The following is a 19,024-nucleotide window of genomic DNA, read 5'->3' as shown; positions in this document are numbered from 1 at the left end:
CATCAGTAATTGAAAACAATGAAACTCACATTTCTTTGGTAAATGAACATGAATAGTAATAAAGTCATACAAGTTAAAGGTTTAACCAAAATGTTTGGCGATTTCACGGCTGTAAACGCCATTACATTCGCCGTAGAAAAAGGTGAGATTTTTGGATTTCTTGGTGCTAATGGTGCCGGGAAAACAACCGCCATGAAAATGCTGATTGGAATTTCAAATCCAACATCAGGTTCAGCCCATGTAGCCGGTTTTGATGTCTTTACTCAAGCGGAAGACATCAAAAAAAACATTGGCTATATGAGTCAAAAATTTGCATTATATGATGACTTAACCGTTAAAGAAAATATTACTTTTTTTGGAGGAATCTATGGTTTGTCGAAATTAAAAATCAAAGAGAAAACAAAAGAAATGATAGACGATTTAGGTCTAGAGGATGTTGCCAATCAATTAGTTGGAGCGTTACCCTTGGGCTGGAAACAAAAAATTTCATTTTCGGTTGCGTTATTACACGAGCCAAAAATTGTTTTTTTAGATGAGCCTACTGGTGGTGTAGATCCAATAACTAGGCGTCAGTTTTGGGAAATGATTTATAGAGCAGCACATCAAGGCACGACTATTTTTGTTACAACCCATTATATGGATGAAGCCGAGTACTGTGATCGCGTGTCTATAATGGTAAGTGGAAAGATAGAAGCTTTGGATACACCAAAAAAATTAAAGGAACAGTTTCAAGTTACTAGTATGAATGATGTGTTTTTAAAACTAGCCAGAGGATGAAACGATTTATAGGTTTTGTTACCAAAGAATTTTATCACATTTTTAGAGATAGACGGTCCTTGTTTATTCTGTTTGGAATGCCCATTGTCCAAATTTTACTATTTGGTTTTGCTATTACCAATGAAATTAACAATGTGGATATTGCTATTTTAGATCACTCAAATGATGCCATCACAAAGGAAATTATTAATAAAATATCAGCATCAAAGTACTTTAGTATTATACAACTTATTGAACGTGAAGATGATATTGAGTCTGTTTTTAAAAAGGGAAACGTAAAAGCTGTTTTAAATTTTGAACAAGATTTTAGTAAAAATCTTATAAAGGAGCGCCAAGCTACCGTTCAAATACTAACAGATGCAACAGACCCAAATACGGCAAACACCATTAGTAATTATGTAAATTCTATTTTAAAAAAATACCAGCAAGAGCAAAACAAAGCTATAACTATTAATTATGTTATTGTTTCCGAACCAAGAATGGTCTATAATCCAGAACTAAAAAGCGTGTATATGTTTGTGCCTGGTGTAATGACTATTATATTAATGCTAGTTTCTGCCATGATGACATCCATTTCCATAACACGTGAAAAGGAATTAGGAACTATGGAAATTTTATTAGTATCGCCTATAAAACCTTTTCAAGTAATTGTAGGTAAGGTGTTTCCGTATATTTTCTTGTCGGTAATTAATGCTATTATAATTGTTTTGTTGAGTATTTTCATCTTTAAAATGCCAGTTCAAGGGAGTTTGATTTTATTGGCGTTTGAGAGCATTTTATTTATTGTATCAGCTTTAGCTTTAGGGATTTTAATTTCAACTATTTCAGCAACACAACAAACCGCCATGATGATTTCATTAATGGGTTTAATGCTACCAGTAATTCTGTTATCCGGCTTTATTTTTCCCATTTCAAGTATGCCAATTCCTTTACAATTTATCAGTCACGCCATTCCAGCAAAATGGTTTATTATCATATTAAAAGGAATTATGCTTAAAGGTGTTGGTTTAGAATTCATATGGAAAGAAACACTGATTTTAATAGGCATGACCGTTCTCTTTATGGGAATAAGTGTAAAGAAATATAAAATTAGATTAGAGTAAAAAACGGTGAGCAGTTTAAGAATGATAAAGATTCTGGGCTGAATAAAAAAAGAATTAATTTAATAAATAGATTCCCGCTTTGCTGGGAAATGATATGAAAACAATACGATATATCATCCAAAAAGAATTCAAGCAAATATTTAGAAATAAAGGAATGCTACCCATTATTTTTGTGCTACCACTACTCCAATTAATTATTCTATCTAATGCAGCTACTTTTGAAGTTAAGAATATCAAATTCGCATATATTGATAATGACCATAGTAAATCATCAAGAGTGCTAATAGAGAAATTTGGGGCTTCAACCTATTTTAACGTTTTAACAGCCTTTCCAACTCAAAAATTGGCAAGTTCAGCTATGTTAAAAGGAGAAGTAGATGTTGTTTTAGAGATTCCCTCTCATTTTGAACGTGATTTATTAAAGGAAAAAAAAGGCACTTTAGGGGTAACCATAAACGCTATTGATGGTGCTGCTGCTGGTGTTGAAAACGTGTATGTTTCTCAAATAATTCAAAATTATAATAAGCACATTAAAACGGATTTGATGCAATTTTCAGAATCTCAAATTCAACCTGTAGACATAGCTACCATTCCACTTTTTTGGTATAATGAAACCTTGAATTATAAAACGTTTATGGTACCTGGTATATTGGTATTATTAGTTACCATGATCACGTTATTTCTTTCAGGAATGAATATTGTTCGCGAAAAAGAAATTGGAACTTTGGAGCAAATTAATGTAACGCCAATAAAGAAAAGTCAATTCATAATTGGCAAGCTATTTCCTTTTTGGTTAATTGGGATGGGTATATTGACCGTTGGTTTGTTAATTGCTAAATTTGTTTTTGGTGTACCATTAATAGGAAGTTTACTGCTAATGTATATCTATACAGCTATTTATATTTTAGTTGTTTTAGGGATTGGTTTATTTATTTCAAACTATACGGATACGCAACAACAAGCTATGTTTATAGCTTGGTTTTTTACTGTTATTTTTATTTTAATGAGTGGACTTTTCACACCCATTGAGAGCATGCCTAAATGGGCTCAAATACTTACCGAATTTAATCCCATTAAATACTTCGTTGAAGTGATGCGTATGGTTATGCTAAAAGGATCTGGTTTTATGGATATTTTACCACAACTTATTAAAACACTCCTTTATGCAATAATTATGAATGGATTAGCAGTATGGAGTTATAAAAAAACAACTTAATTACCTAACATTCGTTTCCATAGATCGGACATTAATTTTTTAGCATCTTGACGACCTTTTGGTTGTTCAATGAAATCTATTTGATTGGTTTCATTATTTATTTTAATCAAGAATTGGAATACAAACGTATCCGATCCAGGCTCCAAATTTAATAACCCAAAGCGTAAATCATTGAAATACAGTTCTCCATTACGTTTTGTAATGGTGTACCATCCTTTAGAAACATGAATCATACGTTGCATCTTCTCATTAAAAAGCAAATCTTCAATGAGCTCATGATTTTTAGGATAGCTTACAAAGGATATAGGTTTTGTATCAAAAAAAGAATAATCTGCCAATAAGTAAGCATTATCAGTTTCAACATTAACACTCCAAAGAATAGTGTTTAGAGGCGAAGGTCTTGTGTCCATTTGCAAATAGCTTATATTTTGGTTGTCCAATGCAGTTTCAAACTTTTTAAATGCTACGTACTTTAAAATAAATGTAAGTGCTAAATAAATAGTACTTATTAGCAAACCCATCCGATTATAAAATTGACGTCTACTAGAAGTACGTTTTTGTAACATTGCCAATATTAGAAATATCAAAAAAGGTAAAGTGTATAATGGATCTATTACAAATATGGTTTTAAAAGCCAGTCGTAAATCTAATGGCCAAAATAACTGTGTTCCCCAAGTGGTATGAGCATCTAAAATAGGATGTGTTACAAATGCCCAGAAGAAAAGCCAAGACCACCCTTTTACCCTTTTATATTTTTCATAACGGGATACCAACCAACCTAAAATTGGTGCAAATAGAATAGAGAATAAAATGGAATGTGTAAAACCTCTATGAATTTCTAAAGCCGTAACGGTATCAGTAACGTAAGACGATAAGACATCTAAATCTGGAATGGTTCCAGCAATAGCACCATAAAGCATGGCTTTATTTCCCACCTTTTTCCCTAAAACGGCTTCTCCTACTGCTGCACCTAAAACTATTTGCGTTAAAGAATCCATGTGTTTAGGCTAAAAGTAATTAGAATGAAATTTCCCATTGAATTCTAAAACGCCATTCTTTCTGTGTAAAACTATCTATGTTTTGATAGGAGAAATGGGACACTTCTGCTGTCAATTTATTTCGATGTTCTTTAAAAAACCAATTAAAAGCTAATCCAAACTCTTGCTCATAAGCTTCATTAATATCTGTATCTGGCTTATAATTAGCGTATAATCCTGCTATTTCAAGTGGTTTTGGAACAAAATCTAAAATATTAGAGAAAAAATACCCTGCTTGTACATAATATCCCGTTAGCGTTCGGTTGGTGTTATTTTCGTAATCGGTGATTTTTTTAATATGATTTTCGTTTTGCCATGAAAATCCTCGGTATTTGAAAGCTGTTTCTATGAGTGCTTGATTAACCCTATATTGACCAGGAATGTTAGTAACATAACCTAGTAGATTTCCTCCTCCAGCAGATGAAAAACGGGTATAATTACTTCTGTTTGTAGCTGCTGCAAAAGCTAAAATTCCTGTAGGTTTATCATGATATTTAATATCAGAACCTGTCATTTCTAATTCTCTACCAAACATGTTCCATTGTAATCGTCCAACATACATTAAATGGTTATCATCATTTGTTGTTGCACTTCGGCCTGCACCAGTTAACACAGATATGTGGTAGGTGAAATCTGCCAAAGTTTTTGGAAAAACACGGCCATAAAACTCAATCCCTTGCTGTCTATCTAGGGTAAAAGGACGGTTAATAATAGAACGGTCTACCATTTGTTGTTTTCCGGATGATATGACCCGTTCACGACTATAATATGTTTTCCATTGTCCTACTTTAACTTTGAAAAAATCCCATTTTTCTATCATTATCCGGAAATCTAACAAATTGCCTTGCGCAATATCATATTCAAAATAATACTTTAACCAAGGTTTGTAGGCATTACCGCCAATTTTTAAACGTGCTCGATTTATCTTGAAGGACGTTTTACTTTCCAGATAAAAATCATTAAATGTTACGGGACTTTGGTCGTTGGGAGTTGCAAACCTAAATTGTAAACGGGATTCTATATGAAACGAATAGTTCTTATCGGGAGTACTGAATTGAAAACCTTTATTGGTATAATCAATATTGATTTTCTTGGAATTAATACTGTCGTTCTGCGCTATTACAGCTATGTTTCCAATGATGAAACATGCTAAGAATAAGTGTATATAAAGTCGTTTGATAGTCAAAAATTTAATTTACAAATATATAGATTTTATATAAGATAAGCGGATTAAATCACAGCATTCTAACCGTCTTTCAATAAAAATTATAAAATAATAATCAAATTACTTTCATATGTGATAGTAATACTATTATATTTGCATAATTAAATATTGAAGCATGAAAAACTTACTTTCAAATGTAAAAATTATTGTTCCTGAAATAATTTATATAAAAGATCCGGAATCTACGGATTTAGGTAAACGTATTATTGAACATAGTATTATTTTAATAGATGATTTAGGGTTTGATAATTTTACTTTTAAAAAGTTAGGGACGGCTATTGAGTCTAATGAAAGTTCTATATATAGATATTTTGAAAGCAAACACAAAGTCCTCCTCTATTTAACATCTTGGTATTGGGCCTGGATAGAATATCAATTGGTTTTTGAAACCCATAGTATTTCTAATTCTGAAGAAAAGCTTAAAAAGGCCATACAAATATTTTCGGCGGCTGTTATTGAAGATAGTAATTACAGCCATATTAATGAAGTTGCCTTAAATAGAATTGTAATTAATGAAAACTCAAAATCTTTCTCAACTAAAGAGGTAGATAAAGAAAATAAAGAAGGTTACTTTATAGTTTATAAACGCATAATAAATAGATTAGGACAGTTAATTTTAGATGTTAATAAAGACTATGAATATCCCTTAAATTTAGCTAGTAATATCATTGAAGGATCGCTGCATCAACATTTTTTAATGCATCATTTTTCTACGCTAACTAACTGCAAAAAAAACAACGACTCTTCAAAATTTTTCATTGATTTAGCATTAAAAGCTTTAAAATAAAACTATGCCTGTACCTAAAATGTCACCGCTGCAACGCTTTGTGGGTTTGCTAAAATTAGAGCGAAAAGATATTCTGCAAATAGTATATTATGCTGTATTTTCGGGTATAGTAGCCCTATCTCTACCACTGGGAATACAAGCCATAATTAACCTGTTATTGGGCGCTCAAGTTTCAACTTCTTGGATTGTTCTAGTAATTTTGGTTACTGTTGGAATTATTTTTTCTGGCGCTTTAAGACTTATGCAATTACGGATTATTGAAACAATCCAACAGCGTATCTTTACCCGATCATCTTTTGAAATGACTTATCGGTTCCCAAAAATAACTATGGATGAATTGCGTAATTATTATCCTCCAGAATTAGCTAATCGTTTTTTTGATACCATTACTATTCAAAAAGGACTAACTAAAATTTTAATAGATATTCCAGCTGCTGTTTTACAAATTGCTTTTTCGTTAATACTCTTATCATTCTACCATCCATTTTTTATCATTTTTGGCGTTTTCTTGTTTGTGTTGGTATATGTTGTTTTAAAATATACTGCAGTCCGTGGGCTTGAAACAAGTATTCAAGAATCTAAAATGAAATATATGGTTGTTCATTGGATTCAAGAAATAGCACGTACAGTTGTTAGTTTCAAGTTGTCTGGTAAAACAAATTTAGCCATTACTAAAAATGATGAATTAGTGGTCAGATATTTAAAAGCGCGTGAAAGTCACTTTCGAATATTAATGATTCAATTCATTCAAATGATTACCTTTAAAGTAGTTGTAACAGCTGGCTTATTGACCATTGGTGGTGCTTTAGTTTTAAATCAAGAAATGAATATCGGTCAGTTTGTTGCAGCAGAAATTATTATCATCCTTGTTATTGCTTCGGTTGAAAAATTAATCTTAGGGCTTGAAACGTTTTATGATGTTTTAACCTCTTTTGAAAAATTAGGTGAAGTTGTAGATAAAACCATTGAATCTCAAGAAGGTGAAAAATCAAATTTATCAGATTCACTAACTATAGATTTTGAACGCGTATGCTACCGTGTTGAAGATAGAGACTTACCAATTTTAAATAATATTTCATTTCGTATTACACCAAAATGTAGAATTTTAATAACTGGTAAAAGCGGATCAGGAAAATCGAGTTTACTTCGCTTAATTTCTGGTGTTATTCAACCAACATCTGGTAATATTATTGTTAATAATATGTCTTTAGAAAGTATAAATTTAAACTACTATCGCTCACAAATTGGTATTTCATTATCTGAAGAAACACCGTTTATAGGAACTATAAGGGAAAACATAACATTTGGAAATCCTAATATTACAGATGAAGAAGTTTACAAAGCGTTAGATAATGTTGGTCTAACAGAATTTATTAGAGAACAAAAAAGTGGTTTGCAAACCATATTGCATCCAGAAGGCAGAACCATGGCGCATACCACTTCTAAAAAAATTATTCTAGCTCGTGCTATCGTTACAAAACCCAAACTTTTAATATTAGAAGATCCTTTAGATTTGGTAGAAGATTTGGAAGCTGATAAAATCATTGAATTTTTAGCTAGAACTGACAATCCTTGGTCGTTAGTAATTGTAGCTAGAAATCATAATTGGAAAACATATTGTAACCAAATAATTTCTTTAGATGGTGGTGAATTAAAATCTAATACGCAGTAAGCATGTTAAATATTACAAATAATACAATGAAAGAAAAGCTTGATTTGAATCAATTTAACTCAAGTAAGATGGTATTTAATAAGCAATACTACAGAACATTCAACATGTTCCTTTTGGCTTTTGCTATAATTGTTATTATCATATTATTTCTTCCATGGACGCAAAACATAAGTGGTACAGGTAGTGTAACAACTTTAAAACCAGATCAAAGACCACAAACCATACAATCTCAAATTCCTGGACGAATTGAGCAATGGTATGTTCAAGAAGGTGATACTGTAGAAAAAGGAGATACTATTTTACGAATATCTGAAGTAAAAAGTGAATATTTCGATTCTCAATTGGTGTCTCGAACTGGAAATCAAATTGAAGCTAAATCATCTTCTGTAGAAGCTTACCAAGGAAAAGTAGGCGCCTTAAATAGGCAGATAATAGCCTTGCGTCAAGAACAAGCACTTAAATTAAAACAAGCTCAAAATAAATTACTACAAGCCAAGTTAAAAGTTAAAAGTGATAGTATTGATACTGAAGCTGCTAAAACCAACTTAAATATTGCTGAAACCCAATATCAGCGTACTTTAACATTACAAAATGAAGGTTTAAAAGCAGTTAAAGATGTTGAAGAAAAACGCTTAAAACAACAAGAAAATTTAGCTAAATTGATCTCTCAAGAGAACAAACTTTTAGCCAGTATCAATGAGGTTATAAACGCTGAAGTTGAAATTAGTAGGATTAGTGCTGAATATGCTGATAAAGTGTCAAAAGCACAGAGTGATATGTATACCGCTCAATCCAATCAATTTGACGCATCTGCCCAAGTTACCAAGCTTGAAAATGAATATACAAACTACAAAATGCGAAATGATTTACTCTATGTAACTGCACCACAAAAAGGGTATATTAACAAAACACTTATTGGAGGTATTGGAGAGACGTTTAAAGAAGGTGAAGAATTAGTGAGTATAATGCCAACTGAATTTGATTTTGCTGTAGAAACATTTGTAACACCTATAGATTTACCATTATTACATGTTGGCGAAAAAGCTCGTGTTCAATTTGATGGTTGGCCAGCTATTGTTTTTAGTGGATGGCCAAATGCCTCTTACGGAACTTATGGTGCTAAAGTAGTTGCTATTGAAAACTATATTAGTGTTAATGGAAAATATCGCGTTTTATTAGAGCCTGACGAAACGGATTATAAATGGCCCGAAGCCATACGTGTTGGCTCTGGTGTGAGAACAATTGCGCTTTTAAATGATGTGCCAATTTGGTTTGAATTGTGGCGACAACTCAATAGTTTTCCACCAGATTATTACAATCCAACAGCTCAAAAAAATGCATCTTCTAAAAAGGAATAAAATGAAATCAATTTTAATTGGCCTCTTTTTGTCATTCAGTCTGGCTGGATTTAGTCAAAATGCTTTAGATTCTGTTATGAACTTATCAGAATACCTAGGGTATGTAAAAGCGTTCCACCCTGTTGTAAAACAGGCTAATTTAATAATAGATGAGAGTGATATTAAATTATTAAAATCACGTGGTGCTTTTGATCCGAAGTTTGAAGTTGATTACGATAGGAAAACGTTTAAAAGCACAGAATACTACGACAAATTAAATGCCACCTTTAAAATTCCAACGTGGTATGGTGTTGAGTTTAAAGGGAATTTTGAAGAAAATGAAGGTGTTTATTTGAATCCTGAATCCAACACACCTAACGATGGTTTATATAGTGTAGGTGTTTCAATTAATTTGGCAAAAGGCCTTCTCATGAATGAGCGCATGGCCATGCTGAAACAATCTAAATTGTTTGTAGAGCAAGCTGCAGCAGATAGACAATTGGCAGTAAATAATATTTTATATGAAGCGGCTCTAACCTATTTTAATTGGTTACGTGCTTATAATGAGAAAACTGTTTTTGAAGATTTTGTGGATAATGCTGAACGTCGTTTCGAAGGTGTAAAAAAGAGTTATGAAGTTGGAGAACGTCCTGCTATTGATACATTAGAATCCCGAATAGCACTGTACGACAGAAAACTAAACTCTGAAAAAGCCCGGATTAAATACATTAAATCTACTTTGGCATTATCTAATTACCTCTGGTTAGAAAACAACGTGCCTATTGAGCTTCAGCCAAATATTACTCCAGATGTTAACACCGTTTTAGAAATTGATAATACGTTAAGAACCTCTGAATTTGATACTGAAAATTTTGATATTTCATTACATCCAAAAATGCGTTCTTTAGATTATAAATATGAAGGTCTGCAAATTGAAAAGCGCTTATCAGCTAATAACTTACTACCTAAAATTAATTTAGAATACAACTTTTTATCTGAAACACCTGAAACGATAAACACTTTCAATACGGCTAATTACAAAAGTGGTGTTCAAGTAAGTCTTCCACTATTCTTACGTAAAGAACGCGCAGATTTAAAATTGGCAAAACTGAAACTTTTAGATACAGAGTTCGAAATTCAATCAACACGAGTGACGCTACAAAACAAAATAAATAGTATTAATCAAGAGTTACAATCCTATACATTGCAAAATACGTTAACACAGGACATTGTTTCTGACTATGAGTCGTTACTTGATGCTGAAGAACGTATGTTTTTTCTTGGGGAGAGTTCTATATTTCTAGTAAATACTCGAGAATCTAAATTAATAGATGCTAAACTGAAGGCTATTAATTTAGAATTCGATTATTTTAAAACTAAAGCAACACTTTTTAATGTGTTGTCTACAATTTCACTTTAAATACGGGTAACTTTAACAGCATTCATTCCTTTCATACCTTTTTCTAATTCAAAAGATACTGTATCGTTTTCTGCTATTTCGTCAATAAGGCCACTTACATGACAAAAGTATTTTTCTTGATCTTCTGAATCAATAATAAAACCAAAACCTTTGGAGTTGTCGTAAAAAGAAACTTTTCCTTTTCTTACAGGATCAAATTCCTCAATATCACTATCGTCCCGTTTTGGAATACTTACTTCAATACTTTCAGCATCAACTTTAACACGCATATTAGGGTCTGGTGGTGTATCTGTTAAATTCCCATTGAAATCAACATAAGCAATTGGAATACCGTCACTTCCGCTTTCTTCTTTCTCAAGTTTTCTAGCTTCCATTTTTTTACGTTTGTCTTCACGTTTCTTTAAACGCTTCTTTTCCTTTTCACTTTTGTTAAATGTCTGTTGCGATTTTGCCATTGTTATTTTATAGTAATTTTTTAGGGTTAAATTGAAGAAATAAAATAATATAGCATGGTTTAAAAAGAACAATGATCGTATTATAAGCCTAAATTCAGATTTTAGGTTACTCCTGCAATGCGTACAAATATAAGATATTAATTTCCTATATGAAAGCTACACATGGAATTCTGTAAATTCAATGCCTAACGCCTTCTCTATTTCTTGAATATGTTTGCGTTCATCATCTAAAATTAAAGCAATAGAACGTCCTTTTTTGCCAGCTCTTGCTGTTCTTCCACTTCTATGTGTGTAATATTCTAATTGCTCTGGCAACTGATGGTGAATAACAAATACCAAATCATTTACATCAATACCTCTTGCCGAAACATCTGTAGAAACTAATATTTGAACAGATTCATTTTTAAAAGCACGCATTACTTTATCGCGTTCTCGTTGTTGCATATCGCCTTCTAAAGCACCAACTGAAAACCCTTCATTTAGTAAAGCTTCTGTTAAGTTTTTGGTTCCAGCTTTCGTTTTGCAAAAAATAATGCCACGTTGTTTTTTAAAACTCTCCAACAAATTTACTAATACAGAAATTTTACCTTTTATAGAGGTTCTAATAAATTGATGAGTTATATTGGCATTTACTAAACTATTTCTATTAACTTCTATTTTAATAGCTTTAGGCGACATGTAAGTTTTTATCATTTTCTGAATTTCTTCAGGCATCGTAGCCGAAAATAACCAAGTAAAACGTTTTCCAGATGTGTATTTTAATATACGATTTAAATCTTGTTTAAAACCCATGCTCAACATTTCATCAGCTTCATCTAAAACCAATGTATTCACGTTTTTAATATCCAGATCACCACGTTCAATTAAATCTAATAAACGTCCTGGTGTTGCTACAATAATATGAGTGGTTCGCTTTAAAGCTTTTATTTGCTTTTCAATTTTTTCGCCACCATAAACACCTTCTGTAAAAATTTTATAATCACCATATTTAGTAAATTTAAAAAGCTGCTTTTGTATTTGCTGAACTAGTTCGCGTGTTGGAGCTAAAATAAGCGCTTGAATGTCCGATTTGTCAGGATTAATTTGATGTAGAATGGGTAAACCATAGGCAGCTGTTTTCCCCGTTCCTGTTTGTGCTAAACCAATTAAATCAGTTCGTTTTTGTAATAAAACAGGAATTACTTGAGCTTGAATTTCAGTTGGCTTCTCAATATGGAGTTCTTTTAAGGCTTTTATATATTCTTTACGAACGCCTAAATCGGAAAATGATGTCATAATAATTTTATTGAGCTACAAAGGTAGATTTATTTCAGCACTATTGTATAATTAAAAAAGGGAAACTGTTAAGCCATGCATTAAGCTTATATTTGTTGTATAATTCTTGAAGTTATTAACCATGCATCCAAATAATAAACATCTTAAATCTTATGATTTTGAAAGATTAATTCATACAAATCCAGATTTAAAACCATTTGTTTTTACGAATAAGTTTCAAACAAAAACTATTAATTTTTCTTTATCAGATGCTGTTTATCAATTAAATAAAGCCATTCTTATTTCTGATTATGGTTTAACAGATTATCAATTGCCGAAAGGTTATTTATGTCCTCCAATTCCTGGTCGTGCAGATTATTTGCATCATTTAAACGATTTAATTTCACCTGAATCCAAACCCATAAAAGGTTTAGATATTGGTATTGGTGCTAATGCCATTTATCCAATTTTGGCGGTGCAACTGTATAACTGGGAAATGGTTGGTACAGAAAGAAATAAGCAATCTCTAGAAATTGCTCAAAACAATATCAATTTAAACCCAAGTTTGAATGGCTTTATTAATATTCGGTATCAAGATAATGCAGCCCATATTTTTTCTGGTATTATAGAGTTTGAGGAGTATTACCATTTTACCATGTGTAATCCACCATTTCATGCTTCCGAACAAGAAGCTTTAAAAGGAACACAACGCAAATTGAAAAATTTGGACTTGGATAAAAAAACAGCACTTAATTTTGGTGGTCAATCTCATGAGTTGTGGTGTAATGGTGGCGAAGCACTATTTGTAAAACGGATGATTAAGGAAAGTAAAACGTTTTGTAAACAAGTTGGTTGGTTTACTACATTAGTCTCTAAATCTGCTAATTTACCCAAGCTAACCAAACAATTGGACAAATTGGGCGCAACACACCAAATTATTGATATGGCTCAAGGTCAGAAAGTATCCCGAATTCTAGCTTGGCATTTTACAAATTAATCCAATTGGTAATACCCACATTTTAGGTAGGCACCTTCTGGAAAACCAATGGGATGGTCTGTATCATGTTGTGTTTTTAAAACCAATTTATAAGTCCTTTTAGCCTTTGATAAACTTGCTTTGTTTACATCAAAAAAAGCATCAGCAATAATTCGAGATGAACAAGAAGCTAAAATTAGCATACCTCCTTTTGTGGTAAGCTTTTCGCCTAGTAATGCTAATTGCGCGTATTTTTTTTTGGCTAGCGGTACTTCCGATTGTTGTTTGGCAAAACTAGGAGGATCAATAACCACTACATCAAATGTTTTGCCAGAATGGATGAGTTGTTCCATTTCGGCAAACGCATCACCTGCAATAATATGATGTTTCCCAGTATAGTGGTTCAATCTGCCATTTTCTAAAGCTATTTCAAGCGCTTGCTTACTTATATCTAAACTTGTGACTTCTTTTGCTTGATTGGCCAAAGCATGAACTGAAAAACCTCCAGCATATGAAAACACATCCAATACCGTTTTACCTGTACTTAATTCGCCCACACGACGTCTGTTTTCTCTGTGATCTAAAAAGTAACCTGTTTTATGACCTTTAATGACATTGGCAGAAAAATGAACACCATGTTCCATGAATTTGACGACCTCATTTTCTAAAGTGCCATAAATTACAGCGCCATCAACCAAACCGAAATCTGCTTGTTGCAAATTTCGACTTAAACGCATGACAACCGTTTCAGTTTTGGAAACATTAATAAGCATTTCCGTTATATCTTTGATATATCCTAACCAAATTTCAGAATACATTTTAACTACCAAAACATTCGCATATACATCAGCAATCAATCCTGGAAAGCCATCGTTTTCACCAAATAACAAACGATAACTAGTTGTATTAGTTTTTAATAGTACAGCTCGTTTTTTAAAAGCAGCATCTATTTTACTCTTAAAGAATACTGAATTAATTGTTTTGGGTTCACCATGATGCAACATTTTAATTCTTATTGGAGAGGCAGCATCATACAAACCAACACCAATAAACGCATTATCGCGTTTTCTAAAAATTACCGAAATATCGCCAGACTGTCCTTCTTTATTAATTTTTTCAATACTACTTTCAAAAACCCAAGGATGCCCTTGAAGTACAGAACGCTCGCCACTTGCATTAAGCTTGACAGCCAGTCGTTTGGTTGATTTTTTAAAATCTGGAATATTAATACGTGACATGGTTATTTTTATTTGAACAAAAATAGAAAATGCATAGCAGCTAACAGCTTACTATGCATTTTAAATTAGTGATTGGTGGGAATTAAAAAATTATATAGGATTTCCAAAAATGTCTAATTCCACAACAGGTTTTCCTAATTTTTTAACTTCAGACCATTGTGTGGCTTTATCACCAACAATGACATAAATCATTTCAGGTTCTTGTAGATAGTTATTGATGGTGTTTTTATAATCATCTAAAGTCATGGCAATTAATGCTGCTTGATTCTTTTCAATATAATCATTGGAGTATCCATACTTACTAATATTACGAAGGATAGCCAATTTAGCACCTAAACTTTCATAAGCACGTGTATTTGCTTTTAGAAGTTTGTTTCTTGTTAATTCAACGTCTGCTTCAGTAAAATTATCAGCATAATTAGCAACCATATCTTTTATGATTTCCAACGATTTTAGAGTCGCATTTGCACGAACACTCGTTCGAACCGTAAAAGGAGCTACTTCCAGACTGTTTCCAGTGCCAGAATAAGCACCATAAGTGTAACCTTTTTCAATACGTAATGTTTGAAATAAGCGACCACTTGAACCACCACCTAAAATTTCGTTAGCGAAGTCTAAATTATCAGCATCGTCATTGGTAGCAGATAATGCTAGTTTCCCAATATTAAAAACCGATTGTTTGGAATCTGGAACATCTATGAAATAAATAGTGTTTTTATTATTTTCCGAAGGCAAATTAAACGTTGGAATTTGTGGCGCTTGACCTTTCCAAGTATTTAAGATTTCTAAAACACTTAAAGTTTCAGATTTTGACATCGCTCCAGCAATATGAAAATTCGCGTTTTCAGGAACTAAATTGTTATAATATGTTTTCAGGTCATTTAGACTTATGTTTTTAAATGTTTCTAAAGTTCCACTTCCTGGAATTGCAAACGGATGATTTTTGCCATATAGTAATTGATTATATGCTAAACTAGCTATTGCATTTGGATTAGATTCTCTGTCTTTTAAACTCGTTTCTAAACCTTGCATTAATCGGTTGTATTCGGCTTCATCCCATCGAGGTTCTAAAATAATTTCTTTAACTAGTGCTATGGTTTCTTCAAAGTTTTTGGCTAAACAGGAACCTGTTATGTGAAAATCTTCATTAGCACTGTACATATTAATACTAGCACCTAATAAACCAATTGCTTCTTCCAATTCTGCTGGTGTTTTATTGGCAGTACCCTCAAGCATAAGACTACTTAACATACTGGCAACTCCAGACTTATTTTCAGGGTCTAATAATTGACCACCAGGAATAGTAATATCAAATTGTACCAATGGTGTTTCGTTATTTTCAATACCATAAACACTCATGCCATTTTCTAAATTTCCTGTCCAAATGGCTGGCATTTTAAATTTTGGTAAGTCACCAAAAGGCGGTTCACTTCTATCATATTTGCTAACGGTTTTTTCATATTCTGCTTCTGCGCCTTGACCAACTTCTTCGTTTGCAACATTTTGCTTCACTTCTTCAATCCAAACAGTTGCTTCTTCAGCATCTGAAACCGCTAATTCTAATTGGTTTTTAGGGATAACACTGGTCATGACGTAATGTCTATCCTTAATGTACTGATTATATACACGCATAACATCTTCAGCAGTTACGGCATTTGTTAATTTTGCGGTTTTAGTAATGTAGCTAGGATCTCCAGCAAATTCGTTATCCTGACCTAATTGAAATGCTTTATTTAAAACCGTGCTCACACCTTGGTATAAATTGGTTTCTAATTCCGCTTTAATACGTTTTAAATCGCGATTATTGACTCCATTTTTTTCAAAACGAGTTAAACCAGAATCGATGGCTTTTTTAACAGCATCTAAATCGGTTTGCTCATTTGCTCTAACACGGAACACAAATTCGCCAGCCAATTCACTACTATATTGGTACGTTCCAATGTTAGGAGCTAATTTTTGTTCTTCAACAACAACTTGATATAATGGTGCATTTTTGCTGCCACTTAATAATTGTCCTAGAATTTGGAGTGCGTAGGAATCTTTGTGATATTCTTCAACCGTTGGAAATACCATGCGTAACTCTGGGAGTTTTGCAAAATTATCTTCAAAATATAACGATTTTGTTTCAGCTAAAGTAACAGGCTGTGCTTGTAGCGCTTCTACTTCTGGGCCACTTGGAATTTCGCCAAACCACTTTTCGACTAACGTTTTAGTTTCTTCAAAATCAATATCACCTGCAATAACTAAAGTTGCATTACTGGCTCCATAATATTGGTTGTAGAATTCTTTAACATCATCAATAGTTGCGGCTTGTAAATCTGGTAAAGACCCAATAACAGTCCAATTATAAGGATGTCCTTCCGGATAAAGGTTGGAGCGTATAATTTCATCGGTATAACCATATGCAGCATTATCAACACGTTGGCGTTTTTCATTTTTTACGACTTGTTTTTCGCGCTCTAAAGCCGATTTGGTAACGGTATTAATCATATAGCCAAAACGGTCAGAATCAATCCATAAAATTTTTTCGAAAGCGTCTTTTGGAACAACTTCGTAATAAACTGTATAATCGTTGGAAGTTCCACCATTACGACTTCCACCCCATTCTGGAATCATTTTTCTGTTAGCTCCAACTGGTACATTTTCAGAATCGTTAAAACTCATGTGCTCAAAGAAGTGTGCAAAACCGGTTTTTCCAGGTTTTTCTCGATTTGAACCAACATGCATAATGGTGGCTACAGCAACAATAGGGTCGCTATTATCCTGATGAAGTATCACTTCGAGGCCATTATCTAATGTGAATTTTTCATAATCGATAGCAAATTCTTTTTCAGTTTCTTGAACCGGTTCTTCGGGTTTTTCTTGGCATGATATAGCCAAAATTAGTAAAGCCAGAAGGCTGTAAATTTTTGATTGCATAGTGTTTAGTTTAAGTTTTAAAGATACTTAAACTCTACAAATGGAAACTGTAAAAAAGCGTTAAAATTAACTTTAAGCGCGACTAACTTTAAACGGAATAGCTGTTAGAACTGATAAAGTGGATACTAATTAATGAGGATTTTCTTGATGATAGATTGGTTTAAGTGAGTTACTTTAACCATGTATAAACCAGCACGTAACGAAGAAACATTAATACCATCCTCTTGAGGTGATGCTGTCAGTTGTTTTACACGTTGACCGTTAACGGAATAGATTTCAATCTGAGTATTAGATTCTACATTCTTAATGTATAGATAATCTGTAGCAGGGTTTGGATATAGTACAATTTCTAAACTATTGCTAAAATCTAACGTGCTTAATGAATTACAATCCGCTTCATTAGCTACAAAATGCGACGCACTATCAATGACCCAATTAACCAAATAACTAGCTTGAACATTATCGACAAAAATGCAACTTAAATTTGCATTGTTTTCTGCATTAAAACTTGAAATTCTGTGATTTTCACTATTTCTAATATCTAAAGAGCTTAAATTATTACTGCCCAAGCGTACGTAGCGCAAATCGTTGTTGGTTGATATATCAATTGTTTCTAACAGATTATTACCAGCGTGTAATAATAGTAATTGAGGCGCATTAAAAAGATCTAATTCCGTAAGGTTATTGTTTTCACACAACAAACGTTTTAAACCGTTATTTGCACTTAAATCTATTTCTGAAAAATTATTATTGCTAATATCTATATATGATATATCAGAACATTGACTGAAGGACAGGTTATTAAGATTATTTCCCGAACATGACAAGGTGCGTAAATCATAATTACTTGAAATGTTTAAAACATTCAAATTATTATCTCCACAAAATAGAGATTCAAGTTCATGATTATTACTAACATTAAGTGTGTTTAGGTTGTTGGAATAACACCATAGTACTCCAAGTTCTGCATTGTTAGAAATATTGAGTGTGGATAAATTATTTAAGCTACAAGATAATAATTCTAAATCTGGAAGATGTGTAACTGTCAAGGTTTGCAATAAATTATTACTAACATATATTTCTTTAAGCAGAGTATTTTGCGAAATATTTAATGTCTCTAGACCATTGTTTTCAATATCTAAAACTTCTAAAAATGTGTTTTGTGATAAATTTAGTGCTGTTAAGTGGTTTGAGTAGGCATAAAGATGCTTTAAATTAACAAACGCTTCAATACCTGATAAGTCTGATATGCTTTTTTGATCTACATTTAAAGTGTTTACGGATTCCGCGTCCGTGTCTAGAATATTTCCATTTAAGCCATTAGAGTCAATACCAAGATTAATGAGTGCTTGCTCAAAATTAGAATCGACAATAGTTGTAGTTGTTTGGGCTTTCGCTAAACTGCATACCAAAAACATCATGCAAACATACATGAATAAGCTGTTTTGGTTTTTTAGATTTCTTGAGGCCAAAATTTTAAATTAAATAGCGTTGATGATATAAAAGTATTATTTAATTGTAGTTGTGTCTATTATATTCGTTATGATAAACATTATACTCGGTAATCGGCTTATTAGTGGTATTTTAACTGGTTTAGACAAGCAATAA

At 32.5% G+C, this 19,024-nt stretch carries 15 protein-coding genes; 8 read left to right on the top strand and 7 right to left on the bottom strand.

Features of this window, described 5'->3' with window-relative positions:
* Nucleotides 1-48: 48 nt before the first annotated feature.
* From BM239_RS07590 to BM239_RS07580, 3 genes are all read left to right on the top strand, one after another.
* On the top strand, nt 49-777 hold the full coding sequence (locus BM239_RS07590) for an ABC transporter ATP-binding protein (RefSeq protein ID WP_092207538.1): 729 nt from the start codon (nt 49-51) through the stop codon (nt 775-777).
* Entirely contained in the window at nt 774-1,880 is a 1,107-nt protein-coding gene (locus BM239_RS07585) for an ABC transporter permease (RefSeq protein WP_092207113.1), read from the top strand. Before BM239_RS07590 ends, BM239_RS07585 begins: the two co-directional genes overlap by 4 nt.
* Nucleotides 1,881-1,974: 94 nt before the next feature.
* Entirely contained in the window at nt 1,975-3,096 is a 1,122-nt protein-coding gene (locus BM239_RS07580; protein ID WP_092207111.1) for an ABC transporter permease, read from the top strand.
* Here BM239_RS07580 and BM239_RS07575 read toward each other — a convergent pair.
* Together BM239_RS07575 and BM239_RS07570 are read right to left on the bottom strand one after the other, a co-directional pair.
* Complete coding sequence (locus tag BM239_RS07575; RefSeq protein ID WP_092207109.1) at nt 3,093-4,094, bottom strand: metal-dependent hydrolase; 1,002 nt, start codon at nt 4,092-4,094, stop codon at nt 3,093-3,095. The genes BM239_RS07580 and BM239_RS07575 overlap by 4 nt on opposite strands.
* Nucleotides 4,095-4,113: 19 nt before the next feature.
* Entirely contained in the window at nt 4,114-5,319 is a 1,206-nt protein-coding gene (locus BM239_RS07570) for an OprO/OprP family phosphate-selective porin (RefSeq protein ID WP_245758208.1), read from the bottom strand.
* Between the two features lie 154 nt (nt 5,320-5,473).
* Between BM239_RS07570 and BM239_RS07565 the strand changes: the two genes are divergently transcribed.
* From BM239_RS07565 to BM239_RS07550, 4 genes are read left to right on the top strand one after another with little or no spacing between them, the layout of a single operon-like run.
* Nucleotides 5,474-6,145: a TetR/AcrR family transcriptional regulator gene (locus tag BM239_RS07565; protein WP_092207107.1), complete on the top strand. Its 672-nt coding sequence runs from the start codon at nt 5,474-5,476 to the stop codon at nt 6,143-6,145.
* Between the two features lie 4 nt (nt 6,146-6,149).
* Nucleotides 6,150-7,817, top strand: coding sequence for a peptidase domain-containing ABC transporter (locus tag BM239_RS07560; protein ID WP_092207105.1), 1,668 nt, complete (start codon nt 6,150-6,152; stop codon nt 7,815-7,817).
* 2 nt (nt 7,818-7,819) lie between these two features.
* Nucleotides 7,820-9,175 carry an HlyD family secretion protein gene (locus BM239_RS07555; RefSeq protein WP_092207103.1) on the top strand — a complete coding sequence of 452 codons (1,356 nt, stop codon included), beginning with the start codon at nt 7,820-7,822 and terminating at the stop codon, nt 9,173-9,175.
* A gap of 1 nt (nt 9,176) precedes the next feature.
* The gene (locus BM239_RS07550) at nt 9,177-10,574 is read left to right on the top strand and encodes a TolC family protein (RefSeq protein ID WP_092207534.1); all 1,398 of its coding nucleotides are present in this window, start codon (nt 9,177-9,179) and stop codon (nt 10,572-10,574) included.
* Here BM239_RS07550 and BM239_RS07545 read toward each other — a convergent pair.
* On the bottom strand, nt 10,571-11,029 hold the full coding sequence (locus BM239_RS07545) for a cold-shock protein (RefSeq protein ID WP_092207101.1): 459 nt from the start codon (nt 11,027-11,029) through the stop codon (nt 10,571-10,573). The two genes, BM239_RS07550 and BM239_RS07545, sit on opposite strands and share 4 nt — an antisense overlap.
* A 156-nt stretch (nt 11,030-11,185) precedes the next feature.
* Nucleotides 11,186-12,304, bottom strand: coding sequence for a DEAD/DEAH box helicase (locus tag BM239_RS07540; protein WP_092207099.1), 1,119 nt, complete (start codon nt 12,302-12,304; stop codon nt 11,186-11,188).
* Between the two features lie 121 nt (nt 12,305-12,425).
* Here BM239_RS07540 and rlmF point away from each other — a divergent pair, with 121 nt between their 5' ends.
* Entirely contained in the window at nt 12,426-13,280 is an 855-nt protein-coding gene (gene rlmF / locus BM239_RS07535) for a 23S rRNA (adenine(1618)-N(6))-methyltransferase RlmF (RefSeq protein ID WP_092207097.1), read from the top strand.
* On the opposite strand, the gene BM239_RS07530 is transcribed toward rlmF, so the two are convergent.
* The 3 genes from BM239_RS07530 to BM239_RS07520 all read right to left on the bottom strand — a co-directional run bounded on the left by BM239_RS07530 (nt 13,277) and on the right by BM239_RS07520 (nt 18,849).
* Nucleotides 13,277-14,497 carry a class I SAM-dependent rRNA methyltransferase gene (locus BM239_RS07530; protein ID WP_092207095.1) on the bottom strand — a complete coding sequence of 407 codons (1,221 nt, stop codon included), beginning with the start codon at nt 14,495-14,497 and terminating at the stop codon, nt 13,277-13,279. The genes rlmF and BM239_RS07530 overlap by 4 nt on opposite strands.
* Nucleotides 14,498-14,587: 90 nt before the next feature.
* On the bottom strand, nt 14,588-17,416 hold the full coding sequence (locus tag BM239_RS07525; protein ID WP_092207093.1) for a M16 family metallopeptidase: 2,829 nt from the start codon (nt 17,414-17,416) through the stop codon (nt 14,588-14,590).
* 125 nt (nt 17,417-17,541) lie between these two features.
* Nucleotides 17,542-18,849 (bottom strand): leucine-rich repeat domain-containing protein, encoded by a 1,308-nt coding sequence (locus tag BM239_RS07520; RefSeq protein ID WP_092207091.1) that lies wholly within the window; start codon nt 18,847-18,849, stop codon nt 17,542-17,544.
* Nucleotides 18,850-19,024: the final 175 nt, after the last annotated feature.

The organism is Algorimicrobium echini (genome assembly GCF_900115185.1).
GTDB classification, from domain to species: domain Bacteria; phylum Bacteroidota; class Bacteroidia; order Flavobacteriales; family Flavobacteriaceae; genus Algorimicrobium; species Algorimicrobium echini.
Note: the sequence above shows the minus strand (reverse complement) of the source record. Positions and strands in the feature narration are given on the sequence as shown.